The organism is Puerhibacterium sp. TATVAM-FAB25 (assembly GCF_046535855.1).
Taxonomy (GTDB): domain Bacteria; phylum Actinomycetota; class Actinomycetes; order Actinomycetales; family Cellulomonadaceae; genus Puerhibacterium; species Puerhibacterium variabilis_A.
In genome coordinates, this window is the sequence record NZ_JAXUAK010000006.1 from 154,413 (window position 1) to 180,218 (window position 25,806).

The following is a 25,806-nucleotide window of genomic DNA, read 5'->3' on the forward strand; positions in this document are numbered from 1 at the left end:
CGCCGCGTGCCCGGCGGGCGGCAGGGCTCGACGGCGCCCGGCCGCGACGCCGGCGCCCGGCGCGTCGTGCTGCTCACCGGGATGTCCGGCGCCGGCAAGTCGACGGCGCTGCGGGCGCTCGCGGAGCGCGGCCACCGGACGGTCGACCTCGACCACGGCGGCTACACCCGGCTGCTGCGCGACCCCGCGACGCCGATCGGCTGGTCGCAGGAGTGGGACCTCGAGCGGGTCGCCGCGCTGCTCGACGGGCACCGCGGCGGCGGCCCCGCGGGGGAGCGGGCCGCCGCCCCGGCCTCGCGCGCGCTGTTCGTGGCCGGCACGGTGGTGAACCAGGCCCGCCTGTACGACCGGTTCGACGCCGTCGTGCTGCTCACCGCGCCGGCCGACCTGCTGCTGGCGCGCATCGCGCAGCGGACGGACAACCCGTTCGGCAAGGACCCGCTGGGCCGGGCGACGGTGCTGCACCACGTGGCGACCCTGGAGCCGCGGCTGCGCGCCGAGGCGTCGCACGTCCTCGACACGCGTGCGCCGGTGCCCGCCGTGGCGGACGCGCTCGAGCGCATCGCGATGGCCGCGCCGACCGACGAGGTCGCGGCGGCCGAGCCTGCGGGCGCGGACGCCCTCCCGCAGGAATAGTGTGCCGAGCGCCCGCACCCGCGGGCGCGCCGCCGGGCCCGCCCGGGATCTCAGCCCTGGCCCACGACCCGCAGGTCCCGCTCGACCGCGGCGGGCAGCCGCCGTCGCCGGCGCAGCGCAGAGACCGCCTGCCGGGCCGTCGGCAGGGCGGCGGCCAGGTGGTGCCTCCCGCCGGCCGCCAACGACGCGCGCAGCCGGGCGCCCACCACCCGCCAGGGCCGCAGCAGCAGGGCGCTGGTGAGGGCCGAGCGCGCGACGGCGCGCCGGCGGGCGTCGGGGGAGTGCCGCGACGTCGCCGGGTGGTGGTGCGCCACCAGGTGGTCCGCGTAGACCACGGCCCGGCCGAGGCCGGCGAGCCGCAGCGTGAGCACCTCCTCCTCGCCCGGGAACGGCACCGCAGGGTCGAACCCGCCCGCGTCGAGGAAGGCGGTGCGCCGCACCACGGCACCGCAGGCGACGAAGCCGAGCAGCCGGGGCCCGGGCAGCGAGCCCCGCTCGAGGGGCGAGTCGCGCAGCACCGCCATGAACGAGTCCTCGCGTTCCTGCGGGCCCACGAGGACGCGGGCCTGGACGACGGCCACCCGGGGGTGGGCGTCGAGCAGGTCGGCGGCGGCGCACAGGGAGCCCGGCGCCCACCACGAGTCGTCGTCGGCGAAGGCGACGTACGGGGTGGCGGCCTCGCGGACGCCCACGTTCCGCGCCACGGCGCCGCGGTTCTCCCGCAGCCGCACGACGCGCGCGTCCGGGCGCACGCGCCGCACGACCTCCGGGCTGCCGTCCGCCGACGCGTTGTCGACGAACACCACCGGCGCGCGGTGGCGCCGCATGCTCGCGGCCAGGTCGTCGCGCCGGTCGCGGCTCATGACCACCACCGACACGCGCGCGTCCTCCACCTTCGGGGCGGCGTCCGGGGCCGTCGCCCCGGCCGTCCGCGCCCGCTCCTGCGCCTGCGGCACCTGCTGCGTCTCCGGCTGTGTCACGTCGCCCCCTCAGATCCCGTACCGCCGCGCGGCCGACCGGCGCTGCGGCTCCTCCAGCGCGCGGAAGCGCGCCTCGACGCGCGGCGGCAGCGGCCGCCGCTCCCGCAGCACCCACGGCAGGCCCCGCACCGCGTCGAGGACGCCGAGCCCGGCGGCGGGTGTGCGAGGCAGGCCGCGCACGACGTGCCACGTCCGGCGCAGCGCTGCCGCGACCGGGCGGCGCAACCAGGTGAACCACAGCGTGTTGCGGATGCCCTCGCGCGCCCGCGACGCGCGGTCGCGCACGAGCGAGGCCGCGTGGTGGACCGTGAGGTCCTCGAGGTAGCACAGCTCCCACCCGGCCGTGGCCAGGTCGGCGGCCAGCAGCTCCTCCTCGCCGCCGAGCCACAGCCGCGGGGAGAACCCGCCGACCTCGCGGAAGGCCTCGACCCGCACGGCCGAGGCGCCGGCGAGGAAGCTGCCGAGCGCGGGCCCGGGCAGCGGCACGCTGGGGCGCACCGGCGACTCGCGCAGCTCGCGCACGATCGGGTCCTCCGTGCCCGCGGGCTCCACGACGATGCGGGCGGTGACGACCGCCAGGCGCGGGTGCGCGTCCAGGGCGTCGGCGACGCGGCGCAGCGAGCCGGGGTCCCACCACGTGTCGTCGTCGCAGAACGCGACGTACGGCGTGCCGCGGCGCGCGATCTGCTCGACGCCGACGTTGCGCCCCACCGCGCCGAGGTTGGCGCTCGCCTCGACGACCTCGACCTCGGGGTGGCGGGCCCGCACGGCCGCCGCCGTCCCGTCGGCGGACGCGTTGTCCACGACGACGACGTGCGGACGCTCCGGCAGCGCGGCGAGCCGGTCGAGCGTGTGCAGCAGCTCCGCCCGCCGGTCGCGGGTGATGATCACGACCGCGACGCGGTCGTCGGGTCCGGTGCTGTCGGGGGCCGAGGCAGGCGGGCTGTCGGGGGCGGGGGTGCGGCGTGCGGTCACGGTGCCGTTCTCGTGCACGCACGGCCCGCTCGCAACCGTCATCGATGGCGAGCGCGCCGCCCGCGCGCGAGGCTCGTGCCGCCCCCGCACGGCGCGCGCCGTGCTCCCCGGCGTCGAGGAGGCCCGTACATGACCACGACCGCTGCCCGCACCGCCCCACGGACGCTCGAGCGGCCCGACCCCGTCACCGGCCGGCCCGGCCGCGCCGTGGCGTGCGCCGACGCCGCCGAGGTGGACGCGGCGGTGCGCGCCGCCCGCGAGGCGTACCCGGGCTGGCGCGCCACGGCGCCCGCCGCACGGGCCGGGATGCTGCGCGCGGCGGCAGCGGCCGTGCGGGCGGCGGCGGACGAGCTGGGCGACCTGCTGTGCGCGACCACCGGCCGCCTGCTGGGCGAGTCCCGCGACTCCGCGGCCGTCGCCGCCGACCTGCTCGAGGAGGCGGCCGTGGCCGGCCTGGGCCGCGCCGGCCGGGTGCTGGCCGGCGACGCCACGGCGGTCGACGTCGTGCGCCGGGAGCCCCGCGGCGTGGTCGCCGTCATCACCCCCTGGAACGACCCGTACCCGGCGGCGGCGGGCCTGCTCGCCGCCGCGCTGGTGACGGGCAACACCGTGGTGCACAAGCCGTCCGAGCGCAGCGACGCGCCCGGCGTGCGGCTGGCCGAGCTGGTCGCCGGCGCGCTGCCGGCCGGCGTGCTGCAGGTGGTCAGCGGCGACGGCGCCACGGGCCAGGCGCTGGTGGAGCACGAGGACGTCGCGCTGGTGGCGCACGTCGGCTCCACGGCGGCCGGCCGGCGCATCGCCGCCGCCGTCGGCGCCCGGGGCGCCCGAGCGCTGCTCGAGAACGGCGGCAAGGACCCGATCGTGGTGGACGCCGGCGTCGACCCGGTCGAGGCCGCCGCGCAGATCGCCACGGGCGCCTTCACCAACGCCGGCCAGCTGTGCACCGCCGTCGAGCGGGTCTACGTCGTCGAGGAGGTCGCCGACGCGCTCGTGGCCGAGCTCGCCCGGCGGGCCGAGGCGCTCGTCGTCGGGGACCCCGCGGACCCGTCGACGACGATGGGCCCCCTGGTCGACGACGACCAGCTCGCCGTGGTCGCGGCGCACGTCGCCGAGGCCGTCGAGGCGGGCGCGCAGGTGGTCACCGGCGGCCGCCGGCTCGAGCGGGACGGCAGCTACTACGCCCCCACGGTGCTCGACCGCTGCCCGGACGACGTGGCCCTGCTGCGCGAGGAGACCTTCGGCCCGGTGGCGCCCGTGGTGCGGGTGGCCGACTTCGACGAGGCGCTGCGCCGGGCGTCGGCGTCGGCGTACGGGCTCGCGGCGACCGTGCTCACGCCGCGCCTCGACCACGCGCTGCGCGCGGCCGACGTGCTCGAGGTCGGCACCGTGAAGGTCAACGCCGTGTTCGGCGGCGCACCGGGCGGCTCCGCGGACCCGCGCCGGGGCAGCGGCGGCGGGGCCGGCTACGGGCCGGACCTGCTGGACGAGATGACGGTGCGCAAGGCGGTGCACCTCGAGGGGCTCTGAGCCGCGGAGCGGGACGGCGCGCGCTTCTCCTGCGCGGTGCTCCTGCGCGTCGTCCCGGCGCGGCGGCGGCTCAGCGCACGCCCAGGACGAACGGCAGCACGCGTGCGGCGCCGGCCTGGCGCAGCAGCCGGGCGGCGACCGTGAGGGTCCAGCCCGACTCGGTCCAGTCGTCCACGAGCAGCACGGTGCGCCCGGGCAGGCCGCGCAGCGCGCCCTCGCCGAGCTCGAGACGCAGGCGGCGCGCGACCCCGGCCAGGCGCATGGCCGAGTTGACGTCGTGGCGGCCGGGCTGCTCCTGGCCCGGCACGGGGCCGACCGCCCCGATGAGCGGCACGCTCAGGTAGGCCGCGAGCCCGCTGGCCAGGTGGTAGGTCAGCTGCGGGCGGGTCACCGACCGCACCGCGACGACGCCCTCGACGAGCAGCCGCCGCTCGGCGTCCGCGCCGCCCCCGTCGCCGGCGGCTTCGTCCGCGCCGTCCCCGGCGCCGGGTACCGCAGCACCGCCGCCGGCCCCGTCCGCGCCGCCGTCCGCGGCGGCCTCCCGCAGGGCGTCCCAGTCGTCGAGCACGCGGGCCGCGGCGCGACGCAGCGGCACGGGCACCTCGCCGTCGGGCGCGCCGGGGGCGAGCAGGTCACGCAGCGGGCCGGACCAGCCCAGCCCGTCGAGGCGGGCGACGGCGCGCCCCGGCTCGGCGAGCTCGCCGGCCGCGAGCCGGCCCTTGAGCTCCAGGCCGAGGGAGGCCAGCCCGGAGGGCCACATCTTGCGCGGCTCGATCTCGACGCCCGGGCGGTCCATCTCCGCGCGGGCGGCGGCCACGGCCTCCGGGTCGGGCGGCTCGGGCAGGTTCACCCCGTCGCAGCGGTCGCACCGGCCGCAGCGCCAGCCGTCCGGCAGCTCCGGGTCGTCGAGCTGGGCGCGCAGGAACGCCATCCGGCAGCCGGGCGTGGCGACGTAGTCGAGCATGGCGCGCTGCTCGGCCTCGCGGGCGGCCTCGACACGGGCGTAGCGCTCGGCGTCGTAGGCCCACTCGCGGCCGGTCGCGACCCAGCCGCCCTGCACGCGGCGGACGGCGCCGTCGACGTCGAGCACCTTGAGCATGGTCTCCAGGCGTGAGCGCTTGAGGTCGACCTGCGTCTCCAGCGCCGCCGTCGACAGCGGGGACCCGGCGCCGGCGAGCGCCGCCAGCGTGGCGCGCACCTGGTCCTCGGCCGGGAACGCCTGGGAGCCGAACCAGTCCCAGATCGCCCGGTCCTCCTGGCCGGGCAGCAGCACGACCACGGCGTCGTCGACGCCGCGGCCGGCGCGGCCGACCTGCTGGTAGTAGGCGATGGGGGAGCTGGGCGCGCCGAGGTGCACGACGAAGCCCAGGTCGGGCTTGTCGAAGCCCATGCCGAGCGCGGACGTCGCCACCAGGGCCTTGACCCGGTTGGCCTTGAGGTCCTCCTCGAGCGACTCCCGCTCCGTGGGGTCGGTGCGGCCGGTGTACGCGGCCACCGCGAGGCCGGCCGAGCGCAGCTGCTCGGCGACCTGCTCGGCGGCCGAGACGGTGAGGCAGTACACGATGCCCGAGCCCTCGACGTCCTGGAGCGTCTCCGCCAGCCACGCCACGCGGGTGGGCTGGTCCGCCAGCTCGAGCACGGCCAGGTGCAGCGACTCCCGGTCCAGCCCGCCGCGCAGCACGAGCACGTCGTCGGCGGCCGTGCCGTCGGCGCGCACCGCGAGCTGCTCGGCCACGTCGCGGGTCACGCGCGCGTTCGCCGTGGCCGTCGTCGCGAGCACGGGGATGCCGGCGGGCAGGTCGGCGAGCAGCGTGCGGATGCGGCGGTAGTCAGGGCGGAAGTCGTGCCCCCAGTCGGAGATGCAGTGCGCCTCGTCGACCACGACCAGGCCGGCGTCGGCCGCCAGCCGCGGCAGCACCTCGTCGCGGAAGCCCGGGTTGTTGAGCCGCTCCGGCGAGCACAGCAGCACGTCGACCTCGCCGGCGGCGATCTGCGCGTGCACCTGGTCCCACTCGGTGACGTTGGCGGAGTTGATCGTCACGGCGCGGATGCCCGCGCGGGCGGCGGCGGCGATCTGGTCGCGCATGAGCGCCAGCAGCGGCGAGACGATGATCGTGGGGCCGGCGCCGCGGGCGCGCAGCAGCGACGTGGCCACGAAGTAGACGGCGGACTTGCCCCACCCGGTGCGCTGCACGACCAGCGCGCGGCGGTGGAACGCCACCAGGGCCTCGATCGCCGTCCACTGGTCCTCGCGCAGCGCCGCGTCCTCGCGGCCCACCAGGGCGCGCAGCGCCGCCTCGGCCTGCTCGCGCAGCGTGCTGGGCCCGCCGTCGGCGCCGGACGTGCTGTCCAGCAGCCCGCGCAGCATGGCGAGCTTGGCCCGGCGCGCGGAGTCGCCCGCCCCGGCACCGGGGGCGCCCCCGGTCCCGGTCCCATTCTCGGTGCTGGGAGCCTGCGGCGGCGCGGCCGCCCGCCCGTCGCGCGCGGCGCCGCCGGCTCCCGGCACCGGCTCGGGCGCCTGCTCCGGCGCCTCGTCCGGCGGCGGCGGGACGTCGTCGTCCGGCGGCTCGGTGGGCACGAACACGAGGTCGGAGTACGGGTCGGCGTTCGGGTCGCTCACCCGCACGATCGTAGGCGTCGCCGCCGACGTCGCGGGCCCGCGCCCCGGTGGCTGTGGACGACGCGGCCGTCGACGACGGGGCCGGGGACGACGCGTCCGTCGACGACGCGTCCGGGAGACCGGCTCAGCCGCGCCGGCCGCGCACGAGCACCACCGCGCCCGCGACGGCGGCGACCAGCTCGGCGACCCCGGCCACGGCCGCCTCGGTGGTCACGACCTGCTCCCGGACGCCGAAGAACCCGACCGACAACGACAGCAGGTAGGCGCCGAGCGTCGCCACGCCGTAGCCGACGGCGCCCAGCGGCGGCAGCCAGTGCACCCACGCCGCCAGCAGCACCGCGAGCACCACGCCGGCGACCGCCTGCAGCAGGAACAGCGGGCCCACGACAGGGATCTCCCGGTACCCGTCCGCCCACAGCGCCAGGTGCACGACCGCCGAGACGAGCACGGCGAGCGCCGCGACCCGGCGCGCGGCGACCACCTCCCGGGCCGGTGGCCGAGCCGCTGGCACGCCCGCGTGCGACGACGTCATGATGACCATGCAACCACCGTGCGCCCGGCCGCGGCAGCCCGTCGCCCCACCCGACCGCCCCACCCGACCGCCCCACCCGACCGCCCCACCCGACCGCCCCGAAGGAGCCCGCGATGCCCAGCAGCCCGTCCCCGGCCGTCACCCGCCGTCGCGTCCTGGCCAGCGGCGCCGGTGTGGCCGGCGCCTGCCTGCTCGCCGCCTGCACCGAGCAGCGCCCCACGCCGCAGGGCGAGTCCGGCGCGCTCGGGTCGCTCGAGCCCGGCACGCGCGTCGTGGCGCTGGCGGAGGTGCCGGTCGGCGGGGCGGTCGCCGCCTCGCTCGACGGGCACGACGTGCTCGTGACGCAGCCGGCCGTGGGGGAGGTGCACCTGTTCAGCGCGATCTGCACCCACGCGGGCTGCACCGTGCAACCGGGCGCGGGCGAGCTGGACTGCCCGTGCCACGGCTCGCGGTTCGCGCTGGCGGACGCCGCGGTGCTCGGGGGGCCCGCGTCCGAGCCCCTGCCCGAGGTCCCCGTCGAGGTGCGCGGCGCCGACGTCGTGCTGGCCTGACCGGGTCCGCGCACGTCGCGGCACAGGTCGGGCCCGGCGGCGTGAGGGGTCTCACGGTCGCGGCCTGAGACGCGCGGACGTGCGGCGTCACCCGCTCCGTAGACTGGGCGGGTGACGATCCCCTCGACGCAGGACCCGACGTCGGCGCGCCCCGCGGCGCTGCCGCTGCGGCCCGAGCTCGCCGGCGAGGAGCCGTACGGCGCCCCGCAGCTCGACGTCCCGGTGCTGCTCAACGTCAACGAGAACCCCTACGCGCCCGCCGAGGACGTCGTGGCCACCATCGCCGCCGACGTCGCGGCGGCGGCCCGCGGGCTCAACCGGTACCCCGACCGCGACTTCCTGCCGCTGCGCGCCGCACTGGCGGACTACCTCGCGCGGGAGTCGGGCGTCCGGGTCGCGCCGGAGCAGGTGTGGGCCGCCAACGGCTCCAACGAGGTCATGCTGCACCTGCTGCAGGCCTTCGGTGGCCCGGGCCGCACCGCGCTGTCGTTCGCGCCGACCTACTCGATGTACCCGGAGTACGCCCGCGACACGCACACCCGGTGGGTGACCGGGCGCCGCGCCGAGGACTTCACGCTCGACCCCGCGCACGCCGTCGCCACGATCGAGGCCGAGCAGCCCGCCGTGATCCTCCTGGCGAGCCCGAACAACCCCACCGGCACGGCGCTGCGTGCCGCCACGGTCGAGGCCGTGCTCGAGGCCGCCGCCCGCGTGCGCGTCCCGGACGCGCCCGACGGCGCGGGCGCCGTCGTCGTGGTCGACGAGGCCTACGCCGAGTTCCGGCGCACCGGCACCCCGTCGGCCCTCGAGCTGCTCGACCGGTACCCGCACCTGGCCGTCACGCGCACGATGTCCAAGGCGTTCGCCGCAGCGGGCCTGCGGCTGGGCTACCTGGCCGCCGGGCGGCCCCTGGTCGACGCGCTGCGCGTCGTGCGGCTGCCGTACCACCTGTCCGCCGTCACGCAGGCCGCCGCCGGCGCCGCGCTCAAGCACACCGAGTCGCTGCTCGCGCAGGTCGACACGCTGCGGACCGAGCGGGACGCCGCCGTGGCGTGGCTGCGCGCGCAGCGCGGCCCGGACGGCGCCCCGCTGGTCGTCGCCGAGACGGACGCCAACTTCGCGCTGTTCGGCACGTTCGCCGACCGGCACGCCGTCTGGCAGGGTCTGCTCGACCGGGGCGTGCTCGTCCGCGAGGTGGGGCCCCAGGGTTGGCTGCGCGTGTCGATCGGCACGCCGCAGGAGATGGAGCGCTTCCGCACGGCGCTCACCGAGGTGATCGAGGAGCTGAGCAGCTGATGGCCCGCACCGCGCGCATCGAGCGCACCACGTCCGAGTCGAGCGTCGTCGTCAAGCTCGACCTCGACGGCACCGGCCGCACGGACATCAGCACGAGCGTGCCGTTCTACGACCACATGCTCACGGCGCTGGGCAAGCACTCGCTGATCGACCTGACCGTCAAGGCCTCCGGCGACACCCACATCGACGCCCACCACACCGTCGAGGACGTGGCGATCGTGCTCGGCGAGGCGCTCAAGGTCGCGCTCGGCGACAAGCAGGGCATCTCGCGCTTCGGCGACGCCACCGTGCCGCTGGACGAGGCCCTCGCCCTCGCCGTCGTCGACGTCTCCGGGCGCCCCTACCTCGTCCACGAGGGCGAGCCCGCCGGGCAGGAGTACCACCTCATCGGCGGGCACTTCACCGGCTCGCTCACCCGGCACGTGCTCGAGTCGATCGCCCACCACGCGAGCATCTGCCTGCACGTGCGCGTGCTCGCCGGCCGCGACCCCCACCACATCGTCGAGGCCCAGTTCAAGGCCCTGGCGCGCGCCCTGCGCGCCGCCGTCGCCCTCGACCCGCGCGTCGAGGGCATCCCGTCCACGAAGGGTGCGCTGTAGCAGCATGTCGACCACGCCCAACCCCGGCACCGGTCCCGAGAACCCGCACGACGGCGACGCCGGCCGGCCGGACGTCGAGCTGCCCGCCGACCTCGAGATCCCGGACGACCTGTCGTCGCTCACCGCGCCGAAGGACCCCGAGCTCGCGGTGCTCATCACGCAGGTGGCCGACGCCGAGGCGCTCGCGGCCGCCTGCTCCCTCGCCGACCTGGACGTCGACGCCGCACCGACGCCGATCGGCGCCCTCGCCGTGCTGCGCAGCACCGCCGGCGAGGTCCCGGCGCGCGCCGCGGCCGCGGTGTCCCAGCTCGTGCGCGGCGTGCCGCTGGTGCTGGTCACCCGCACGTCGGGGCAGCTCGCGGCGGTGCGCTACCAGGACGGCCGGCCCGACGGCGAGCTCGCGCCCGGGCTCGTGCTCGGCGGCGCGCCCGAGGCGCTCGAGGACCTGGTGACCGGTCAGGTCACGGTCGCCGACCTGCCCGGCGTCGTCCCGTCGTCGAGCATCGGCAAGTTCAAGGCCATGCGCATGCTGACCGGTGCGGCCCGCAAGGCCCGCAAGCAGAAGTGAGGTGACCGGCGTGAGCGAAGAGATCCCGCCCCTGCTGCCCGACGGCGGCGCGGCCGCCGACCTCAACCGGCGGCCCGCCGCGCGCCCCGCGACGGGCCGGCCGGACGTCGTCGTGCTCGACTACGGCTTCGGCAATGTCCGCTCGGCCGTGCGCGCCCTGGAGCGCGTCGGCGCCGACGTCGAGCTGACCGCGGACCGGGACCGGGCCGCCGAGGCCGACGGCCTCGTCGTGCCCGGCGTCGGCGCGTTCGCCGCGGTGATGGAGGGCCTCAAGGCCGTGCGCGGCGACCAGGTCGTCGAGCGCCGCATCGCCGGCGGCCGCCCGGTGCTCGGCATCTGCGTCGGCATGCAGGTCATGTTCGAGGCCGGCGTCGAGCACGGCGTGCGCGCCGAGGGCCTCGGCCAGTGGCGCGGCGTCGTGGAGATGCTCGACGCCCCGGTGGTGCCCCACATGGGCTGGGCCACCGTCGAGGCGCCCGAGGGCACCACCCTGTTCCGCGGCATCGAGGACGAGCGCTTCTACTTCGTCCACTCCTACGCCGCCCAGGAGTTCTCCCAGGGTCACGACGAGCACGCCGACCCCCGGTTCCAGCCCCCGCGCGTCACGTGGGCCCAGCACGGCGGCCGCTTCGTCGCCGCCGTCGAGGACGGCACGCTGGCCGCCACGCAGTTCCACCCCGAGAAGTCGGGCGACGCCGGCGCGACGCTGCTCGAGAACTGGGTGACGTCCCTCTGAGTCCCGCGGGCCGCGCCGCCGGCCCCGCCACCCGCCCTGCCACCCGCCGCGGCACCGACCACAACACCCGCCACGCCACCTGCCACGCCACCTGCCACGCCACCTGCCACGCCACCCTGGAGAAGACCGCATGACCGACCGCCTCGTCCTCCTGCCCGCCGTCGACGTCGCCGACGGCCAGGCCGTCCGCCTCGTGCAGGGGGAGGCCGGCTCCGAGACCTCCTACGGCGACCCGCTCGCCGCGGCGCTCGACTGGCAGGCCGGCGGCGCCGAGTGGGTGCACCTGGTGGACCTCGACGCGGCGTTCGGGCGCGGCTCCAACGCCGAGCTGCTCGCCGACGTCGTGGCGCGCCTCGACGTGCAGGTCGAGCTGTCGGGCGGCATCCGCGACGACGCGTCGCTCGAGCGCGCGCTGGCCACCGGCGCCCGCCGCGTCAACATCGGCACGGCCGCCCTGGAGAACCCGGAGTGGACCGCCGCGGTCATCGAGCGCTACGGCGACCAGGTCGCCGTCGGCCTCGACGTGCGCGGCACCACGCTCGCCGCGCGCGGCTGGACGCAGGAGGGTGGCGACCTGTGGGAGGTGCTCGCGCGCCTGGACGAGGCCGGCTGCTCCCGCTACGTCGTCACCGACGTGACCAAGGACGGCACGCTGCAGGGCCCCAACGTCGAGCTGCTGCGCGAGGTCGCCTCCCGCACCCCCGCCAAGGTCGTCGCCTCCGGCGGCATCGCCACGCTCGACGACCTGCGCGCGCTGCGCGGGCTCGTGGGCGACGGCGTCGAGGGCGCGGTCGTCGGCAAGGCCCTGTACTCCGGGGCGTTCACGCTGCCCGAGGCGCTCGACGTGGCGGGGCGCCCGTGACCTCCGACGACGCGCACCCCGAGGGCGTGCCCGTCTCGGGGGCGCAGGACGCGGCCGCCGGCCGCGCCCTGCCGAGCCACCTGCGCTCGATCCAGCCCACCTCGCAGTTCGCCGGGGACGACGGCTCCGCCGACGCCGAGCTGGCGGGGCTGCTCGCCGGCTACCGCGACGGCCGCACGCCGCTGCGCGCGGTCGTGGCCCGGCTCGCCGCCACCCGCGTGCTGGTCCCGGTGCTCGCCGAGCTCGAGGCCGCCGAGTCCGTGGTGGTCGACGGCCAGGAGATGCACGTCGACAAGGAGGCGTCCGCGGGCGTCGTCGCGCTCGCCGCGCCGGACGGGCGCCGCGCCCTGCCGGTGTTCACCAGCGTGGACGCGATGCGCGCCTGGCGCGACACGGCGCGCCCGGTGCCGGTCGACGCGCCGCGCGCGGCGCTGTCGGCCGTGAGCGAGGACTGGGCGCTGCTGGTCGTCGACCCCGCCGGCCCGGTCCCGGTCACCGTGCCCCGCCCCGCCGTCTGGGCGCTGGCGCAGGGCAAGGAGTGGCGGCCGGCGCTGGTGCCGACGCAGGACGGGGTCGTCGTGGACGACGAGGTGCTGGCGGCCGTGCGGCTGGCCGCCGAGCCCGTGCAGCACGTGGTGCGCGTGGGGGCGCAGCCGGGGCGCACGGCGGAGGTCGCCGTCGTCCTCGCGCTCGACCCGGGCCTGGACCGCGCCGGCCTGGACGCCGTGCTGCGGCAGGTCAACGCCCGCCTGGCGGCGTCCGAGGTGGTCGCCGAGCGCGTCGACTCGCTCGAGCTGCGGATCGCCGCGGCGCGCTGAGCGCGCCTCGGCCGGGCGCCGTCAGCCCGCCTCGCACGGCGTCACGGGCGTGAACGCCGCGGAGTCGCCGAGCACCTGCTGCAGCGTCGACAGCGGCACGAGCAGCGACCGCCCGTCGGACGTCTTGGCGTAGACGACACCCACCACGCGGCCGGCGGCGTCGAGCGCCGCGGACCCCGAGGAGCCCGGCTCCACGGGCGCGTCCGTGACCAGCACCCGGCCGAGGTTGGCGTGCAGCGGGTCGGTGGCCTCCCCGATGACGGTGCCCTCGGTCACGGTGAGCGCGCCACCCTCGGGGTAGCCGACGACGGTGACCGGGTCGCCCGTGCGCGGGTCGTCCTCGCCGAGCGCCGGGTACGACGGCAGCGGGTCGTGCGTGCGCACGACGGCGAGGTCGGCCAGGCCGGCGGTGCTGGCGGTCTCGACGTCGAGGTCCCGGCCGTCGTACGTGCTCACCTGCAGCGTGCTGGCGTCGGCGACGACGTGCCGGTTGGTGATGAGCGTGTGCTCGTCGACCGCGAAGCCGGAGCCGGTGGACAGCTCGCCGCAGCCGACGTTGCGCACGCGCACGGCCATGCGCCGCACCGCGTCGAACCCGTCGGGGGAGAGGGCCGCGGCGTCGGACGGCGCGATCGACGGCGCCACCGAGGCGAGGGCCGTGGGCACGATGTCGCTCGCGGCGATGGCGGACGGCTCGTCCGTCGGCAGCCCGGGGAACGCCGGCCACGCCGCGCACCCGGCCAGCGCGACGGCGCCGACGACGGCTCCCACCACGGCCGCCGCGAGGCGGGGGACCGCTGCCGGGCCTCGGCGCGCCCCGCGCGGCGCGGTCACTGCTCGAGCTCCTGCTGGAGCGAGGCGTTCGCCTCGGTCGCGCTCGCGCACAGGTCGGCGACCTGGCCGCGGAACTCCTCGAGCTGGGCGGCGTCGTACTGCTCCGGGGTGCGCAGGTACTCGATGAGCTGCGCCTGCCCCGAGGTGCACCGCCCCAGCGCCTCGGCGACCACGCCGGCGGCGTCGCTCACGCGGCGCTGGTAGTCGAGGTACTGCTGGGCGACGACGTTCTCGTCGCCCAGGCGGGCCTTCTCGTCGGCGAGGTCGGTGATCCGCTCGGTCGCGGTGGACAGCTGCTCGCGCGCCGCGGTGAGCTCGCCGTCGGCCGCCTCGAGCTCGGCGCCCAGGCGCGCCACCTCGGCCGCCTGGGCGCGCGCCTGGCCCTCCCAGGCGTGCGCCGCGCCGCGCCACCGGTCGGCGGCGAGCCAGAGGTAGCCCGCGAGCACGAGCGCCCCGACCAGCAGGCCGGCCAGCACCGCCGCGACCATGACCGCGCCCGCCCGCCGGCGCCGGCCCCCGGGCGCGGCGCCGAGCACGGGCGCCGCGTCGTGCGGCGGCCGCGACGGTGGGACCGGTCCGAGGCTCATGCGGCGGGTGTCAGACGACGGAGCCGGTGTACTTCTCGCCGGGGCCCTCGCCCGGGGCGTCCGGGATGACCGAGGCCTCGCGGAACGCGAGCTGCAGCGAGCGCAGGCCGTCGCGCAGGGAGCGGGCGTGCTGGTTGCCGATGTCCGGTGCGGCGGCGGTGACCAGCGCGGCGAGCGCGTTGATGAGCTTGCGCGCCTCGTCGAGGTCGAGGTGCTCCTGCTCCTCGGCGTCCTCCGCCAGGCCGCACTTCACGGCGGCGGCGCTCATGAGGTGGACGGCGGCGGTGGTGATCACCTCGACGGCGGCGACGTCGGCGATGTCGCGGGTGGCGGAGTCGACGCCGGCGTCGGTGCCGCCGTGCTCGGGGGTCCCGGCGGCGCCGGCGGTCTCGGGGGTGGTGCTCATGGCGGCCATCCTAGGTCGCGGCGGCGGCGCCCGGACGCGACGGAGGCCGGACCCCGCGGGCGGGGTCCGGCCTCCGGGCGACGCGCGTCGGGCGCGCGTCACGTGCGGGCGTCAGATGCCGATCGGCTCGACGTCCGGGCCGCTGCCGGCGGCGACCGGCGTCGGGGCCGGACCGGTGGCCACCTCGACGCGCAGCTTCGCGCCGAGCTCGGCGTCGACGTTCGTCCAGTACTGGAAGAACCGCTCACGGATGGCCTCGACCGTGATGGCCTTGCCCTGGCCGGTCAGCGTCTCGAGGAAGCGCGCCTTGGCGGCGTCGTCGAACACCTCGCGGTACAGGGTCCCGGCCTGGCCGAAGTCGGAGTCCTCGGCGTGCAGGCTCGCGGCGGTGCGCACCAGCGCGCCGTCGTTCTCCCACGAGCCCTCGGCCACGCGCGTCGGGTCGGCCGACGGGCCGCCGAACGAGTTCGGCGCGTACACCGGGACGCCCGGGTCGTTGAAGTGGTGGCGCTGGGCGCCGTCCTGCGAGTAGCTGTGCACCGGCGCAGCGTGCGGCGCGTTGACCGGCAGCTGGTTGTAGTTGGTGCCCACGCGGTAGCGCTGCGCGTCCGGGTAGGAGAACACGCGGGCCATCAGCATCTTGTCCGGCGAGATGTCGGTGCCCGGCACCTGGTTGGCCGGCGACAGCGCGGCCTGCTCGATCTCGGCGAAGAAGTTGCGCGGGTTGCGGTTGAGCGTGAAGTGCCCGACGGGGATCAGCGGGTAGTCCGCGTGCGGCCAGACCTTGGTCAGGTCGAACGGGTTGAACCGGTAGTCCTTCGCGTCCGCGTACGGCATGACCTGGACCTTGATGTCCCAGGTCGGGAAGTTGCCGGCCTCGATGTTCTCGTACAGGTCGCGGCGGTAGTAGTCGGCGTCCGCGCCGGCCAGGCGCTCGGCCTCGGCGTTGTCCATCGTCTTGACGCCCTGGCGGGAGATGAAGTGGTACTTCACCCAGAACCGCTCGCCGGCGGCGTTGATCCACTGGTAGGTGTGCGAGCCGTAGCCGTTCATCTCGCGCCACGAGGTGGGCAGGCCGCGGTCGCCCATGAGGTAGGTGACCTGGTGGGCCGACTCCGGCGACAGCGTCCAGAAGTCCCACTGCATGTCGGCGTCGCGCAGGCCCGAGCCCGGCAGGCGCTTCTGCGAGTGGATGAAGTCGGGGAACTTGATCCCGTCGCGGATGAAGAACACCGGGGTGTTGTTGCCGACGATGTCGAGGTTGCCCTCGGTCGTGTAGAAGCGCAGGGCGTAGCCGCGCACGTCGCGCCAGGTGTCGGGGGAGCCCATCTCGCCGGCGACGGAGGAGAAGCGCAGCAGCACCTCGCCCTTCGTGCCGGGCTGGAACGCCGCGGCGCGGGTGTACCGGGAGACGTCCTCGGTGATCTCCCACTCGCCGAAGGCGCCGCCGCCCTTGGCGTGGACGATGCGCTCGGGGATGCGCTCGCGGTTGAACTGCGCGAGCTTCTCGACCAGGTAGCGGTCGTGCAGGACGGTCGCACCGTCGGCGCCCACGGTGAGGGAGTGGGCGTCGCTCGTGACCGGCGTGCCGGTCTGCGTCGTCGTGAAGGGCATGGTCATGCGGTGTTGGGCCTTCCTGTGGTCCGCGGCCGGGGGTCCGGGTCGCGAGGTGAGGGGGTCAGCGGGCGCGGGCGGCGGCGCACTGCGGGCACAGGCCCCAGAACGTCACCTCCGCGAGGTCGAGGACGAAGCCGTGGTCGTCGCTGGGGGCCAGGCACGGCGCGTGCCCGACGGTGCAGTCCACGTCGGCGACGACGCCGCACGCGCGGCAGACGACGTGGTGGTGGTTGTCGCCCACGCGGCGCTCGTAGCGGGCGGGGTGGCCGGCGGGCTCGATGCAGCGCAGCAGCCGTGCCTCGGTGAGCGCGTGCAGCGCGTCGTAGACGGCCTGCACGGAGACCGAGCCCAGGGACTCGCGCACGGTGCGCACGACGTCGTCCGCGGTGGCGTGCGGGACGCCGGAGACGGCCTGCAGGACGGCGACGCGGCCGGCCGTGACCCGCAGGCCCGCACCGCGCAGCTCCGCGGCGGGGTCGGCCGCCTCGAGGCTGGTCGCGCCGGGTGCCGAGCGCTGGGGGTCCGTGGTCATGACGGGGACGCTAGCCGGTTTTCTGGAACGATTCCAGTTTCGGCGCGTCGCGCGGCGTGTCGCGGGTGCGGCGCCCGTGCTCACGGGCCGCGGGGCCCGGGCTGCAGACGTCGCGCGGGCGCCGTGCTAGCCTTGACGGCTGACCGACCTGGTACCCCTCGGGGTCCGCCTCACGAGGTACCAGGTGCACCAAGTGGATCACCTCCCACCCGAGCCCCGACTGGCCGCGAGCCGACAGGGACCGGGTCCGGTCGGACGGCGCGACGTCGCCGTCCACCCGTCGCGGTCGCCGTTCGTCGGCGACCGTCGCGGCCGCCGCTCGTCGGCGACCGTCGTCGGGCACGCCGAAGGCCTCCACCCTGGTGCTCAGGGCGGAGGCCTTTCTTCGTCCCGGTGGTCCACCGACGAGTTCCTAGGAGCATCACCATCAGCGAGCCTCGCATCAACGATCGGATCCGCGTCCCCGAGGTCCGACTCATCGGTCCTGGCGGGGAGCAGGTCGGCGTCGTCCGCACCGAGGTTGCCCTGAGACTTGCCCAGGACGCCGACCTCGACCTCGTCGAGGTCGCCCCGGACGCCCGTCCGCCCGTCGCCAAGCTCATGGACTTCGGCAAGTTCAAGTACGAGTCCGACATGAAGGCGCGCGAGGCGCGGCGCAACCAGGCGAACACGGCGCTCAAGGAGATCCGCTTCCGCCTGAAGATCGACCCGCACGACTACGCCACCAAGAAGGGCCACGTCGAGCGGTTCCTCTCGGCGGGCGACAAGGTCAAGGTCATGATCATGTTCCGCGGCCGCGAGCAGTCGCGCCCGGAGATGGGCGTGCGCCTGCTGCAGCGTCTGGCGGAGGACGTCGCGGAGCTCGGCTTCGTCGAGTCGATGCCGAAGCAGGACGGCCGCAACATGACCATGGTCCTCGGGCCGGTCAAGAAGAAGGCGGACGCGAAGACGGAGCAGCGCAAGCGCGCCTCGGAGGTCAACTCCCAGCGCATGACGAAGTCGGAGGCGCGCCGCGCCGCCGCGTCGGAGACGCCGGAGACCGAGGCGCCCGCCGAGGCCCCGGCCGAGGCTGCCGAGGCGCCCGTCGAGGCCCCGGCTCAGGCGCAGGCCCCGGTTCCGGCAGAGGCCCCGGTTCTGGCAGAGGCCCCCGCTCCGGCCGAGGCCCCTGCTCCGGCCGAGGCTCAGGCGGAGGCTCCGGCCCCGGCAGAGGTCCCGGCGGCCCCGGCCGCGAAGCCGGCTCCCGCCGCCCCGGCCACGAAGCCGGCTCCCGCCGCCCCGGCCGCGAAGCCGGCGGCCGCGACCCCGGCGGCCCCGCGGCCCGCGGCGCCCCGCCCGGCCGCGCCGCGCCCTGCCGCGCCGAAGCCCGCCGCCCCCAAGCCGAGCCCCCGCGGCTCGCGCTGACGGACGCCAGACCACCATCCCGGGTCGTGGCCAACCACGACCCGCACCCCGTCCCCGCCGCCGGCGGGTGACCGACACGAGGAGAGACGGCAGTCATGCCGAAGAACAAGACGCACTCCGGCGCCAAGAAGCGCTTCCGGGTCACCGGTAGCGGCAAGGTCATGCGCGAGCAGGCAGGCGCGCGCCACCTGTTCGAGCACAAGCCGAGCACCCGCACGCGCCGTCTGGCTCAGGACCAGGTCGTCGCGCAGGCCGACGTCAAGAAGATCAAGAAGCTGCTCGGCAAGTGACCTCTCGCCGCGGCCGGTGACCGGCCGCGCGGAGCACTTCCGGCCCGACACTGCAAGGAGCATCACGTGGCACGCGTGAAGCGGGCGGTCAACGCCCAGAAGAAGCGCCGTACGACCCTCGAGCGCGCCAGCGGCTACCGCGGCCAGCGCTCGCGCCTCTACCGCAAGGCGAAGGAGCAGGTCACCCACTCGCTCGTCTACGCCTACCGCGACCGCAAGGCGAAGAAGGGCGACTTCCGCAAGCTGTGGATCCAGCGCATCAACGCTGCGGCCCGCGCGCAGGGCATCACCTACAACCGCTTCATCCAGGGCCTGGGCCTCGCGGGTGTCGAGGTCGACCGTCGCATGCTCGCCGAGCTGGCCGTCAACGACGTCGCGGCGTTCAACGCCCTCGTCCAGGTCGCCAAGGGCGCCCTCCCCGAGGACGTCAACGCGCCCAAGGCCGCGGCCTGAGCCACCTCCCGGACGCCCGGACAGCGCACCTGATGACCGCACCGCTCGACGTGTCGCTCGCGAACCCGCGGGCCGACCGCGTCAAGCAGGTGCGGGCGCTGTCCGGGCGTCCTGCGCGCCTGCGGCACCAGCAGTTCCTCGTCGAGGGGCCGCAGGGCGTGCGCGAGGCGGTGCGGTTCGCCGCCGACGACGTGCGCGACGTCTACCTCACCGAGGCCGCCGCCGAGCGGTACCCCGAGATCGTCGAGGCCGCGGGGCGGGCCGGCGTGCGCGTGCACCTCGGCACCCGCGAGGTGCTCGAGGCGATGAGCCCCGACGCCCAGGGCGTCCTGGCCGTCGTGCGCAGCGGCGCGGCCACCCTCGCCGAGGCGCTGGACGCGCTGCGCGACGCCGACGGCGGGCGGCGCGGCGCGCTGCTCGTCGCCGTCCTCGCGACCGTGCGCGACCCCGGCAACGCCGGCACCGTGATCCGCGCGGCCGACGCCGCCGGCGCCGACCTCGTCGTGCTCGCCGGCGAGAGCGTCGACGTGCACAACCCCAAGGTGGTGCGCTCCACCGCCGGGTCCCTCTTCCACGTCCCGGTGGTCACGGGCGTCCCCCTCGCCGAGGTGGTCGACGCCGTGCACGCCGAGGGCCTGACCGTGCTCGCCGCCGACGGGGCGGGCGACCACGACCTCGACGACCTGCTCGACGTCGCCGGCCCGGCCCACCGCGCCGAGCGCCCCGCGGGCACGCCCGACCTGGCGGCCTCCACCGCCTGGGTGTTCGGCAACGAGGCCTGGGGCCTGCCGGAGGCCGACCGGGCCCTCGCCGACGCCGTCGTCCGCGTCCCCATCCGCGGGCGCGCCGAGTCGCTGAACCTCGCGACCGCCGCCACCGTCTGCCTGTACGCCAGCGGCCGCGCCCAGCGCTGAGCGCGCCTCTCCCGCCCTGCGGCCGCCCGGGCCTACCGTCGAGGCATGACGACCGTTCCTGACCTCGGCCGCATCAGCCAGGCGCTCGCCGAGGGCGCCGGCGTGCGCGACGTCTTCGGCGAGCCCGTCGAGCGCGACGGCACCCTCCTCGTCCCCGTGGCGCGCGTGTGGACCTCCGGCGGGGCCGGCGGCGGCAGCGACACGGCGGGCGGCGACGGCCCGGGCGGCGGCGGAATCGGCCTGGTGCGGCGCGCCCGGCCGGTCGGCGCGTACGTCGTCGACGCCGACGGCGCGCGGTGGCTGCCGTCCCTCGACGTCACCCGCATCGTGCTCGGCGGGCAGGCCGTCGGCGTCGTCGTGGTGCTGGCCCTGGCCTGGGCGCTGCGCCGCCGGCGCGGCTGACCCGCCCGGCACCACCGGGGGCCGCCGTCCTCGGGCGCCGTCGTCGGGCGTGCCGCGCGAGCGCGGCCGTAGCATCGCGAGGTGCGCCTGTTCACCGCCGTGTACCCCTCCGCCGAGGCGTCGGCGCACCTCGACCTGGCGCTGGGCGGGGTCGGCGGCGCCGCGGTCGCCGACCCGGGCGCCGGCCTGCGCTGGGTGCCCAAGGAGCAGCGGCACGTCACGCTCGCCTTCCACGGCGAGGTGCCCGACGGCGCCGCGCCCGGCTTCGTCGCCGACCTGCGGGCGGAGCTCGCGCAGGCACGGCCCTTCGACCTCGTGCTGGCCGGCGGCGGCTCGTTCGGCGGCCGCACGCTGTGGGTCGGCGTGGGGGAGGGCCTCGAGGGCCTGCGGGCGCTGTCCGCGGCGGCCGAGCGGGCGGCGTCGGCGGCCGGCTTCCGCGCCGACGACCGGGCGGGCGGCCGTCCGCACCTCACGGTGGCCCGCGCCTTCGTGCCGCGCGGCCGCGACCGCGTCGACCGCGGCGGGTCGCGCCGCCCCCGCGGCCGGGACGACGTCTCGCCGCTCGTCGCGTGGGCGCGCGCCCTCGCCGTCTACCGCGGCCCGGCGTGGCGCGTCGACGCGGTGCACGTGGTCGCCTCGCGGCTCGGCGAGGGCCGCTCGGGCGGCCCGCTGCACGAGGACCTCGCGGTGCTGCCGCTCGGCTGACCGGCCCGCGCGGACGCGCCCGGAATGCCCTGGTCGGCGGCGCATAGACTGGCCCCTGCCCGCGGCCCGCCGCGCCCCGTGCGGCGCGCGGCCGCGGACCGACACCGTCCAGTCACCCCAGCGGAAGGCACCATGTCTGCTCCTGCGCAGCCCTCCGGTCCCACGCCCGACGGCGGCGCGCCCTCGCCCCTCGACGTCGCGGCGCTCGACGCCGCCGTCGACGCCGCGCTCGCGGCGGTCGCCGCGGCCGACGACCTCGAGGCGCTCAAGGCCGTCCGCACGCAGCACACCGGCGACCGCAGCCCGCTCGCCCTGGCCAACCGGGCCATCGGCGCGCTGCCCGGCCCCGACAAGGCCGCGGCCGGCAAGAACCTCGGCCCGCGCCGCGGGCGCGTCGCCCAGGCGATCGCCCGGCGCCAGGGCGAGCTCGAGGCCGAGCGCGACGAGCGCGTGCTGCGCGACGAGGCCGTCGACGTCACGCTGCCCACCGGCCGCCGCCCGGTGGGCGCCCGGCACCCCGTGGAGCTGATCCAGGAGCGCATCGCCGACTTCTTCGTCGGCATCGGCTGGGAGATCGCCGACGGTCCCGAGGTCGAGGCCGAGTGGTACAACTTCGACGCGCTGAACTTCGGGCCCGACCACCCGGCGCGCCAGATGCAGGACACCTTCTACGTCGACCGCGTCACGGGCCCCGGCACGGACGGCCGGGCAAGCACCGGGGCGGGCACCGGGGCGGGCACCGGGGCGGGCACAGGGGCGGGCACAGGGGCGGGCGCCGAGCGCCCGAACCTCGTGCTGCGCACGCACACCTCGCCGGTGCAGGCGCGCTCGCTGCTGACCCGCGGCGCGCCGCTGTACGTCGCGGTGCCGGGCAAGGTGTTCCGCACCGACGCCCTGGACGCCACGCACACCCCGGTCTTCCACCAGGTCGAGGGCCTTGCGGTCGACAAGGGCCTGACGATGGCGCACCTCGTGGGCACGCTCGACGCGTTCGCCCGCGCGATCTTCGGCCCCGAGGCCAAGACGCGGCTGCGCCCCAGCTTCTTCCCGTTCACCGAGCCGTCCGCCGAGATGGACCTGTGGTTCCCGCAGAAGAAGGGCGGGCCCGGCTGGATCGAGTGGGGCGGCTGCGGCATGGTGCACCCCAACGTGCTGCGCGCCGCCGGCGTCGACCCCGACGTCTACCAGGGCTTCGCGTTCGGCATGGGCATCGAGCGCTCGCTGATGCTGCGCCACTCGATCGCGGACATGCACGACATCGTGGAGGGCGACGCGCGCTTCTCCACCCAGTTCGGGACGGAGATCTGATGCCCCGCATCGCCATCGACTGGCTCGCCGACCACGTCGAGCTGCCCGCGGGCCTCACCGCCGAGCGGCTCGCCGCCGACCTCGTGCGCGTCGGCCTGGAGGAGGAGGAGATCCACGGCGCCGCCGTGACCGGCCCCCTCGTCGTCGGCCGCGTCCTCGAGCGCGTGCCCGAGCCGCAGAAGAACGGCAAGACGATCAACTGGTGCCAGGTCGACGTCGGCGCGCACAACGTCGACGGCGTCCCGGCGGCCGAGGGCGGCACGCCCCGCGGCATCGTCTGCGGCGCGCACAACTTCGACGCCGGCGACCTCGTCGTCGTCGCCCTGCCCGGCACGGTGCTGCCCGGGCCGTTCCCGATCGCCAGCCGCAAGACCTACGGCCACGTCTCCGACGGCATGATCTGCTCCCAGCGCGAGCTCGGCCTGGGCGAGGACCACGACGGGATCATCGTGCTGCCCCGCCTCGGGTTCGCCGAGGCGGACCTCGAGCCCGGCCAGGACGCGGTCGCGCTGCTCGGCCTCGGCGACGAGGTGCTCGAGATCAACGTGACGCCCGACCGCGGGTACGCCTTCAGCTACCGCGGCGTGGCCCGCGAGTACGCCCACTCCACGGGCGCGAAGTTCACCGACCGGGGCCTGCCGGAGAACCTCCCGACGGCGCCGCCGGCGGCCACGCCGGACGGGTTCGCCGTCGAGGTGGACGACGCCGCGCCGATCCACGGCGTCGTCGGCTGCGACCGGTTCGTCACCCGCGTCGTGCGGGGCATCGACCCGGCCGCGCCGACGCCCGCGTGGATGAAGCGCCGGCTCGAGGCGTCCGGCATGCGCGCCATCTCGCTGGCCGTCGACGTCACCAACTACGTGATGCTCGACCTCGGCCAGCCGCTGCACGCATACGACCTGGCGAAGGTCGCCGCACCGGTCGTCGTGCGCCGCGCGGCCGCCGGCGAGCGCCTCACCACGCTCGACGACGTCGACCGCGCCCTGCACCCCGAGGACCTGCTCATCACCGACTCGCCCGACGGCGCGCGCGTGCTCGGCCTGGCCGGCGTCATGGGCGGCGCGTCCTCCGAGGTCAGCGACGCGACGACGGACGTGCTCGTCGAGGCCGCGCACTTCGACCCGATCACCGTGGCCCGCACCGCCCGCCGGCACAAGCTGCCGTCCGAGGCGGCCAAGCGGTTCGAGCGCGGCGTCGACCCGCGCCTGCCGGCCGTCGCGGCGCAGCGCGTCGTCGACCTGCTCGTCGAGCTGGGCGGCGGCACGGCGGACGCGGCCGTGAGCGACCTCGACACCACCACGGCGCCGGCGCCCGTCGCCGTGCCGGTCGACCTGCCCTCGCGGCTGGCCGGCGTCGAGTACGCCCGCGAGCAGGTCGTCGCGATCCTCGAGCAGGTGGGCTGCACGGTCGAGGAGGACGGTGACGTGCTGACCGTGACGCCCCCGACCTGGCGCCCGGACCTCACCGAGCCGGCGGCCTTCGTCGAGGAGGTCGTCCGCATCGCCGGCTACGACCAGATCCCGTCCGTGCTGCCCGCCGCCCCCGGCGGGCGCGGGCTCACGCGCGAGCAGCGCACCCGGCGGTCGGTGGCCCGCGCGCTGGCCGAGGCCGGGCTGGTCGAGACGCTGTCCTACCCGTTCGTGAGCGAGGCGGACCTCGACGCCCTCGGCCTGCCCGCCGACGACGCGCGCCGCCGCGCGCTGCGCCTGGCCAACCCGCTGGCCGACGACCGGCCGCTGATGCGCACGCACCTGCTGGTGACGCTGCTGGAGACCGCGCGCCGCAACGTGGCCCGCGGCCTGCCGGACGTCGCGCTCTTCGAGGTCGGGCTCGTGACGCGGCCGGTGGCCGGGGCGCCCGCCGCCCCGCAGCTGCCGGTGGGCGTGCGCCCGTCCGACGACGACCTGGCGGCGCTCGCCGCGGCGGTCCCGCCGCAGCCGCGCCACGTGGCCGGCGTGCTGACCGGCAGGTACGAGCACGCCGGGTGGTGGGGCGCCGGCCGCGCCGCGGACTGGGCCGACGCGCTCGAGCTCGCCCGGCTCGTGGCCGAGCGCGCCGGGGCCGACGTCGCCGTGCGGGCGGACGCGGAGACCATGCCGTGGCACCCCGGCCGCTGCGCCGCCCTGGTGCTGGCGGACGGCACCGTCGCCGGGCACGCCGGCGAGCTGCACCCGAAGGTCCTCGAGGGCCTCGGCCTGCCCGCCCGGTCGGTCGCGTTCGAGGTGGACCTCTCGGCGCTGGTCGCCGCGGCGGGCGGGGAACCGGTGGCGGCGACGTCCGTCTCGGGGTTCCCGGCCGCCAAGGAGGACTTCGCGTTCGTCGTGGACGCCGACGTGCCGGCCGAGGCGGTGCGCGCCGCCGTCGTCGCGGGCGCCGGCGACCTGCTCGAGGACGCCACGCTGTTCGACGTCTTCACCGGCGAGCAGCTCGGCGCGGGCAAGAAGTCGCTCGCGTACTCGCTGCGGCTGCGGGCCGCCGACCGCACGCTGTCCGCCGACGACGTGCGCGCGGTGCGCGACGGCGTCGTGGCCGCGGCGGCCGAGCGGGTGGGGGCGGTGCTCCGTGGCTGACGGCCCTGGCGCCCCGGCCGGCGCGGGCGGGGCGCACGTCCCGGCCGCGCGCACGGCGCTGGTCACCGGCGCGTCGCGCGGCATCGGCCGCGCCGTCGCGCTCGGCCTGGCCCGCGCGGGGCTCGACGTCGCGCTGCTGGCGCGGGACGCCGACCGGCTCGAGGAGGTCGCCGCCGAGGTGCGGGCGATCGGCCGGTCGGCCCTGGTGCTGGCCGCCGAGGTGGCCGACCCGGCGCAGGTGCGCGACGCCGTCGCGCGGGCCGAGGCGCCGGCCGCCCCGGGTGACGCCGGCGGGCTGGGCGGCGTGGACCTGCTGGTCAACGCCGCCGGCCGGATCGACGCCGAGGTGCCGCTGTGGGAGGCCGACCCCGAGGAGTGGTGGTCGGTCATGGAGACCAACGTGCGCGGGCCGTTCCTGCTGTGCCGCGAGGTGGTCCCGGGCATGCTCGCCCGCGGCGGCGGCCGCGTCGTCGACCTCAACAGCGGCTCCGGCTCGCACGACATGGTCCAGGCCAGCGCCTACAACCTCAGCAAGACGGCGCTGATGCGCCTCGGGTCGCACCTGCACGCCGCCGGCTTCGACCGCGGGCTGCGCGTCCTGGAGCTCGCGCCCGGCGTGGTGCGCACCGACATGACGGAGTCGATGCGTTCCCACGAGGGGCGCACGGAGTGGACGCCGGTCGAGCGCACCGTCGACGTCGTCGCCGCGTTCGCGCGCGGCGAGCTCGACGCGTGCTCCGGCTGGTTCGTGCGGGTCTCGCACGACACCCCCGAGTCGCTGCGGGAGCTGGCCGCCACGGCGACGGCGCCGGCCGCCCGCCGGCTGCGGGTGCAGCCGGCCGGGCCGGGCGACGGCCTGGCGGACGTGCTGACCGGCCGCTGACCCCTGCCTCTCCGCCGCCTACTGGGACGCCCTCGAGGCGCCCCCGGAGGCGGGGGGGGGGGGGGGGGGGGGGGGGGGGGGGGGGGGGGGGGGGGGGGGGGGGGGGGGGGGGGGCGGGGGGGGGGGGGGGGGGGGGGGGGGGGGGGGGGGGGGGGCGGGGGGGGGGGGGGGGGGGGGGGGGGGGGGGGGGGGGGGGGGCGGGGG

At 77.2% G+C, this 25,806-nt stretch carries 27 protein-coding genes; 18 read left to right on the forward strand and 9 right to left on the reverse strand.

Annotated elements, in window-relative coordinates; all coding sequences use genetic code 11:
• Positions 1 to 6: 6 nt before the first annotated feature.
• Complete coding sequence (locus U5M74_RS08240) at positions 7 to 636, forward strand: AAA family ATPase (protein ID WP_410907937.1); 630 nt, start codon at positions 7 to 9, stop codon at positions 634 to 636.
• 50 nt (positions 637 to 686) lie between these two features.
• Here the strand turns inward: U5M74_RS08240 and U5M74_RS08245 are convergent, their stop codons facing one another.
• The gene (locus U5M74_RS08245) at positions 687 to 1,616 is read right to left on the reverse strand and encodes a glycosyltransferase family 2 protein (protein ID WP_410907939.1); all 930 of its coding nucleotides are present in this window, start codon (positions 1,614 to 1,616) and stop codon (positions 687 to 689) included.
• 9 nt (positions 1,617 to 1,625) lie between these two features.
• Positions 1,626 to 2,591, reverse strand: a complete 966-nt coding sequence (locus U5M74_RS08250) for a glycosyltransferase family 2 protein (protein ID WP_410907941.1) — start codon at positions 2,589 to 2,591, stop codon at positions 1,626 to 1,628.
• A gap of 129 nt (positions 2,592 to 2,720) precedes the next feature.
• On the opposite strand from U5M74_RS08250, the gene U5M74_RS08255 reads away from it, so the two are divergent.
• Positions 2,721 to 4,118, forward strand: coding sequence for an aldehyde dehydrogenase family protein (locus tag U5M74_RS08255; RefSeq protein WP_410907943.1), 1,398 nt, complete (start codon positions 2,721 to 2,723; stop codon positions 4,116 to 4,118).
• Between the two features lie 70 nt (positions 4,119 to 4,188).
• On the opposite strand, the gene U5M74_RS08260 is transcribed toward U5M74_RS08255, so the two are convergent.
• Positions 4,189 to 6,486 carry a RecQ family ATP-dependent DNA helicase gene (locus U5M74_RS08260; RefSeq protein WP_410907994.1) on the reverse strand — a complete coding sequence of 766 codons (2,298 nt, stop codon included), beginning with the start codon at positions 6,484 to 6,486 and terminating at the stop codon, positions 4,189 to 4,191.
• Between the two features lie 376 nt (positions 6,487 to 6,862).
• On the reverse strand, positions 6,863 to 7,279 hold the full coding sequence (locus U5M74_RS08265; protein WP_410907945.1) for a hypothetical protein: 417 nt from the start codon (positions 7,277 to 7,279) through the stop codon (positions 6,863 to 6,865).
• Between the two features lie 104 nt (positions 7,280 to 7,383).
• Between U5M74_RS08265 and U5M74_RS08270 the strand changes: the two genes are divergently transcribed.
• From U5M74_RS08270 to U5M74_RS08300, 7 genes are all read left to right on the forward strand, one after another.
• Entirely contained in the window at positions 7,384 to 7,821 is a 438-nt protein-coding gene (locus U5M74_RS08270; RefSeq protein ID WP_410907947.1) for a Rieske (2Fe-2S) protein, read from the forward strand.
• Between the two features lie 111 nt (positions 7,822 to 7,932).
• Positions 7,933 to 9,117, forward strand: a complete 1,185-nt coding sequence (locus U5M74_RS08275) for a histidinol-phosphate transaminase (RefSeq protein ID WP_410907949.1) — start codon at positions 7,933 to 7,935, stop codon at positions 9,115 to 9,117.
• Positions 9,117 to 9,716 carry an imidazoleglycerol-phosphate dehydratase HisB gene (hisB, locus tag U5M74_RS08280; RefSeq protein WP_410907951.1) on the forward strand — a complete coding sequence of 200 codons (600 nt, stop codon included), beginning with the start codon at positions 9,117 to 9,119 and terminating at the stop codon, positions 9,714 to 9,716. The genes U5M74_RS08275 and hisB overlap by 1 nt, the downstream gene beginning before the upstream one ends.
• Before the next feature lie 4 nt (positions 9,717 to 9,720).
• A complete protein-coding gene (locus tag U5M74_RS08285) occupies positions 9,721 to 10,284 on the forward strand; it encodes a hypothetical protein (protein ID WP_410907953.1) in 564 nt (187 codons plus the stop codon).
• 10 nt (positions 10,285 to 10,294) lie between these two features.
• Complete coding sequence (hisH, locus tag U5M74_RS08290) at positions 10,295 to 11,020, forward strand: imidazole glycerol phosphate synthase subunit HisH (RefSeq protein ID WP_410907955.1); 726 nt, start codon at positions 10,295 to 10,297, stop codon at positions 11,018 to 11,020.
• Between the two features lie 130 nt (positions 11,021 to 11,150).
• The gene (priA, locus tag U5M74_RS08295) at positions 11,151 to 11,882 is read left to right on the forward strand and encodes a bifunctional 1-(5-phosphoribosyl)-5-((5-phosphoribosylamino)methylideneamino)imidazole-4-carboxamide isomerase/phosphoribosylanthranilate isomerase PriA (RefSeq protein WP_069984343.1); all 732 of its coding nucleotides are present in this window, start codon (positions 11,151 to 11,153) and stop codon (positions 11,880 to 11,882) included.
• Positions 11,883 to 11,962: 80 nt separating this feature from the next.
• The gene (locus U5M74_RS08300; protein ID WP_410907996.1) at positions 11,963 to 12,700 is read left to right on the forward strand and encodes an SseB family protein; all 738 of its coding nucleotides are present in this window, start codon (positions 11,963 to 11,965) and stop codon (positions 12,698 to 12,700) included.
• Between the two features lie 21 nt (positions 12,701 to 12,721).
• Here U5M74_RS08300 and U5M74_RS08305 read toward each other — a convergent pair whose 3' ends face one another.
• From U5M74_RS08305 to U5M74_RS08325, 5 genes are all read right to left on the reverse strand, one after another.
• Positions 12,722 to 13,534 carry a S1C family serine protease gene (locus U5M74_RS08305; RefSeq protein ID WP_410907957.1) on the reverse strand — a complete coding sequence of 271 codons (813 nt, stop codon included), beginning with the start codon at positions 13,532 to 13,534 and terminating at the stop codon, positions 12,722 to 12,724.
• A complete protein-coding gene (locus U5M74_RS08310) occupies positions 13,531 to 14,121 on the reverse strand; it encodes a hypothetical protein (RefSeq protein WP_410907959.1) in 591 nt (196 codons plus the stop codon). The genes U5M74_RS08305 and U5M74_RS08310 overlap by 4 nt, the downstream gene beginning before the upstream one ends.
• A gap of 10 nt (positions 14,122 to 14,131) precedes the next feature.
• A complete protein-coding gene (locus U5M74_RS08315) occupies positions 14,132 to 14,527 on the reverse strand; it encodes a DUF1844 domain-containing protein (RefSeq protein ID WP_410907961.1) in 396 nt (131 codons plus the stop codon).
• Positions 14,528 to 14,638: 111 nt separating this feature from the next.
• Positions 14,639 to 16,147: a catalase gene (locus U5M74_RS08320; protein WP_410907963.1), complete on the reverse strand. Its 1,509-nt coding sequence runs from the start codon at positions 16,145 to 16,147 to the stop codon at positions 14,639 to 14,641.
• A 58-nt stretch (positions 16,148 to 16,205) separates the two neighbouring features.
• Entirely contained in the window at positions 16,206 to 16,676 is a 471-nt protein-coding gene (locus U5M74_RS08325) for a Fur family transcriptional regulator (protein ID WP_410907965.1), read from the reverse strand.
• 393 nt (positions 16,677 to 17,069) lie between these two features.
• On the opposite strand from U5M74_RS08325, the gene infC reads away from it, so the two are divergent.
• From infC to U5M74_RS08370, 9 genes are all read left to right on the forward strand, one after another.
• Positions 17,070 to 18,077, forward strand: coding sequence for a translation initiation factor IF-3 (gene infC / locus U5M74_RS08330; protein ID WP_410907967.1), 1,008 nt, complete (start codon positions 17,070 to 17,072; stop codon positions 18,075 to 18,077).
• Between the two features lie 95 nt (positions 18,078 to 18,172).
• Positions 18,173 to 18,367, forward strand: a complete 195-nt coding sequence (gene rpmI / locus U5M74_RS08335) for a 50S ribosomal protein L35 (protein ID WP_410907969.1) — start codon at positions 18,173 to 18,175, stop codon at positions 18,365 to 18,367.
• 66 nt (positions 18,368 to 18,433) lie between these two features.
• Positions 18,434 to 18,820, forward strand: coding sequence for a 50S ribosomal protein L20 (gene rplT, locus U5M74_RS08340; RefSeq protein ID WP_069984816.1), 387 nt, complete (start codon positions 18,434 to 18,436; stop codon positions 18,818 to 18,820).
• 32 nt (positions 18,821 to 18,852) lie between these two features.
• The gene (locus U5M74_RS08345; protein ID WP_410907971.1) at positions 18,853 to 19,734 is read left to right on the forward strand and encodes a TrmH family RNA methyltransferase; all 882 of its coding nucleotides are present in this window, start codon (positions 18,853 to 18,855) and stop codon (positions 19,732 to 19,734) included.
• Positions 19,735 to 19,779: 45 nt separating this feature from the next.
• Positions 19,780 to 20,136 carry a hypothetical protein gene (locus U5M74_RS08350; RefSeq protein WP_410907973.1) on the forward strand — a complete coding sequence of 119 codons (357 nt, stop codon included), beginning with the start codon at positions 19,780 to 19,782 and terminating at the stop codon, positions 20,134 to 20,136.
• A gap of 81 nt (positions 20,137 to 20,217) precedes the next feature.
• Entirely contained in the window at positions 20,218 to 20,841 is a 624-nt protein-coding gene (thpR, locus tag U5M74_RS08355) for an RNA 2',3'-cyclic phosphodiesterase (protein ID WP_410907975.1), read from the forward strand.
• Between the two features lie 132 nt (positions 20,842 to 20,973).
• The gene (pheS, locus tag U5M74_RS08360) at positions 20,974 to 22,149 is read left to right on the forward strand and encodes a phenylalanine--tRNA ligase subunit alpha (protein WP_410907977.1); all 1,176 of its coding nucleotides are present in this window, start codon (positions 20,974 to 20,976) and stop codon (positions 22,147 to 22,149) included.
• Entirely contained in the window at positions 22,149 to 24,719 is a 2,571-nt protein-coding gene (gene pheT / locus U5M74_RS08365) for a phenylalanine--tRNA ligase subunit beta (protein ID WP_410907979.1), read from the forward strand. The genes pheS and pheT overlap by 1 nt, the downstream gene beginning before the upstream one ends.
• Positions 24,712 to 25,602, forward strand: a complete 891-nt coding sequence (locus tag U5M74_RS08370; protein WP_410907981.1) for an SDR family NAD(P)-dependent oxidoreductase — start codon at positions 24,712 to 24,714, stop codon at positions 25,600 to 25,602. Before pheT ends, U5M74_RS08370 begins: the two co-directional genes overlap by 8 nt.
• Positions 25,603 to 25,806: the final 204 nt, after the last annotated feature.